Source organism: Burkholderia sp. HMSC10F09, assembly GCF_001806955.1.
Taxonomy (GTDB): Bacteria; Pseudomonadota; Gammaproteobacteria; order Burkholderiales; family Burkholderiaceae; genus Burkholderia; species Burkholderia multivorans.
Window position 1 is genome coordinate 1 of record NZ_KV786753.1, and the last position, 3,553, is coordinate 3,553.

2 protein-coding genes are annotated in these 3,553 nt (G+C 67.5%); both read right to left on the reverse strand.

What is annotated here, in order from left to right; genetic code table 11:
- Positions 1–2,513 (reverse strand): error-prone DNA polymerase (locus HMPREF3115_RS16740; RefSeq protein WP_070555252.1); only part of this gene is annotated, 2,513 nt, incomplete at its 3' end.
- Positions 2,514–2,519: 6 nt separating this feature from the next.
- On the reverse strand, positions 2,520–3,553 hold a 1,034-nt coding region (locus HMPREF3115_RS16745), incomplete at its 5' end, for a Y-family DNA polymerase (protein WP_070555255.1).

The window sequence follows — 3,553 nt, forward strand, 5'->3', positions numbered from 1 at the left end:
ACGATGCGGACGGCGCGGCGATCGGCGCCGGGCAGCGCTTGGAGCGAGGTCTCCCAGTTGCTTTTCGTCACGTCGACCGGAAACACGGTCACGCCATGACGCCGCGCATCCTGCACGAGTTGCGCGGGCGCATAGAAGCCCATCGGCTGGCTGTTCAGCAGCGCGGCAACGAAGATCGCCGGTTCGTGGCATTTGAGCCAGCTGCTCGCGTACGCGAGTTTCGCGAAGCTCGCCGCGTGGCTCTCGGGAAAGCCGTATTCGCCGAAGCCCTTGATCTGCTCGAAGATCTGCTCGGCGAACTCGCGCGTGTATCCGCGCTCGAGCATCCCGTTGACGATCTGGTCGTGATATTTGCCGAGATCGCCCTTGCGCTTCCAGGCTGCCATCGCGCGCCGCAGCGCATCGGCCTCGTCCGGCGTGAAGCCCGCCGCGACGATCGCGATCTGCATCACCTGTTCCTGGAAGATCGGCACGCCGAGCGTGCGTTCGAGCACCGCCTTGAGCGCGTCGCTCGGATACGTGACCTCGCCCTCTTCTTCGCCGGCCACGATCCTGCGCCGCTTCAGATACGGATGCACGGCGCCGCCCTGAATCGGCCCGGGCCGCACGATCGATACCTGGATCACGAGGTCGTAGTATTCGCGCGGCTTCAGGCGCGGCAGCATCGACATCTGCGCGCGCGACTCGATCTGGAACACGCCGACCGTGTCGGCGCGGCAGATCATGTCGTAGGTGTCGTCGTCGTGGCGCGGAATGTGGTCGAACCCGAACGGCTTCCCGTCCGGCTGCAGGCCGCGCCACGCGGTGATCATGTCGAATGCGCGATGCAGCGCCGACAGCATCCCGAGCGCGAGCACGTCGACCTTCAGCAAGCCGAGCGCTTCGAGATCGTCCTTGTCCCACTGGATCACGCGCCGCCCGTCCATCGCGGCATTCTCGACCGGCACGAGCCGCGTGAGCTTGCCGCGGCTGATCACGAAACCGCCCGAGTGCTGCGACAGATGGCGCGGAAAATTGAGCAGCCGCGCGGCGAGCTCCGCCCAGGTGCGGATCAGCGGCGTCGCGGGATCGAGCCCGACCATCTCGAACTGCTGCAGCAGATCGCGGCTGCCGTCGAACCATCGATGCCCTTTCGCGACACGATCGACGAGCATCGGATCGACACCGAGCGCCTTGCCGGTTTCGCGCAGCACGCCGCGCGGCCGATAGGTCGAGACGGCCGCCGCGATCGCCGCGCGATGCTTGCCGTATTTTTCGTAGATGTGCTGAATCACTTCCTCGCGCCGCTGATGCTCGAAGTCGACGTCGATGTCGGGCGGCTCGCCGCGATTCTCGCTGATGAAGCGTTCGAACAGCAGCGTGCTCTGCTCGGGATCCACCTCGGTGATGCCGAGGCAATAACAGACGGCCGAATTCGCCGCCGAACCGCGCCCTTGGCACAGGATGTTCCGGCTGCGCGCGTATTTGACGATGTCGTAGACAGTCAGGAAGAACGGTTCGTAGCTCAGCTTCGCGATCAGATCGAGTTCATACCGGATCTGCTGTTCCACTTTCTCCGGCACACCCTGCGGATAACGTTCAATCGCGCCGGCCTTGGTCTCCTGTTCCAGATAACTGGTCGGCGTATGTCCGGGAGGCACGATCTCGTCCGGATACTCGTAGCGCAGCGTATCGAGTTCGAAATGACACGCATCGAGAATCGCACACGTCTGCGCGATCTCGTCCGCCGAAAACAGCTTCGCGATACGCGCAAGCGAACGCAGATGCTGCTCCGCATTCGGCGCGAGCGCATAGCCGCACTCGGACACCGGCGTCCCGAGCCGGATCGCCGTCATCACGTCCTGCAGCGGCTTGCACGAGCGCCGGTGCATCGTCACGTCGCCGAGCGCGACGACGCGCACGCCGCGCCGCGCGCCGGCCGCACGAATCTCGTCGCGCTGCGGGCCGTCCAGCGCGCGTTGCAGCTGCACGAGCCCGAGCCGCGCACGCTCGCCGAACGTCGCGCGAAACCACGCGACCTGCGCGTCGAGTACATCTGCGCGCACCGGATACACGGGCACGAGAATCGCAAAACAGTCGGGCATCCCGCGCAGGTGCGCGAATTCCTCGGGCGGCCTCGACAGCATGCGCGGCGTCAGCTTGTACGTGCCTTTCGGCGCGGCCATCCGTCGCCATGAAATCAGCTCGGACAGGTTGCCGTAGCCTTCGCGATTCTGCGCGAGCAGCACGAGCCCGAATGCGCCGGGCCCCGGGTCGTGACCGGGCGGAGCCTCATCCGGCGTGACCTCGAAGTACGAACCGATGATCAGCGGCAAGCCGGCGGCCCGCGCCGCGACATGCATCCGCGGTGCGCCCGCGAGCGAGCATTCGTCGGTGATCGCGATGCCGCGATAGCGGAGCTTCACGGCGCGCGCGACCAGTTCCTCCGCATGCGATGCGCCATGCAGGAACGAAAAGTTCGAACGGCAGAACAACTCCGCATAAGCGGGCAGCAACCGGGATTCCGTAACCATCGCCGCTCACCCGAACAGGCCGTGCAGAAACCAGTGCGGGTCTGCCTGACTGCTCATTCGTTCCCTGAATATCCAGTAGCACGCGCCCTCTTCGTCTTGCGCCACGTAGTAATCGCGCGCGATCGTTTGACCGTCGAACCACCCTGCCTCGATCCGCTCGGGCGATGACATCGGCCTGAGCGGCGTATGGAACACCGGCCGGTTCTCGCGCATCAGCAGCGGCAACGGCTCGGGCAGCAGCCATACGGGACGCGGCGGCACCGCCGGCGGCGCGCCCGGCGGCTTGCCGGCCTGCGCATCGAGCGGCAGCCAGCGATTCGCGGCTTCGGGCCGATGATCGGCCACCGGCGCCGCGCACAGCACGTTCTCGGCGCCGAGCCGCGCGACCAGCAGTTCGAGCAGCCGCGCGCGCGTCTCCTTCGTGCCGCCCGGCTCGGGAAACAGATCGTCGGCCGGCGGCGCGACCGATTCGACGCGTGTGGCCTTCAGGCGCACCGCGATCACCGCGGCCGGCAATTCGACGCGCGCAAGCCGTTCGCCGAGCAGCCGCATGAAATGCGCTTCGTCGCGCACGGGCGCCGCAAACGCGAGTTCGAGCGACGTGGGCGGCACGGCCTGACGGCCGCGCTCGTGCTCGAGATCGAACGTCATCGCAGCCAGCGACAACTGCCGCGCGGCGAGCCAGCCGCACAACTGCACGACGAGACGCCGCGCGACGAACAGCACGGCTTCCGCATAGTCGACGCGCTCCGCCAATTCGAGCCGCACGTCGAACACCGGCGGCACCGCCATCCATGCCAGCGGCTCGACCGCCTCGCCATAGGCGCGATCGAGCGCGGCCAGCAGCGCCGGCCCGCAACGGCGCTGCAGCCCCTTGCGCGGCAGCCCGCGCAGATCGGCGAGCGTGCGGCAGCCGAGGCCGTCGAACCAGCCCGCATACGGACGCGCGTCGGGCAGCAGCACGCAGGGCAGCGCGTCGAGCGCGCGAACGAGCGATGCGCGGCGCGCGACGCGGCGCCGGCTGCGCATACGGGCCGACG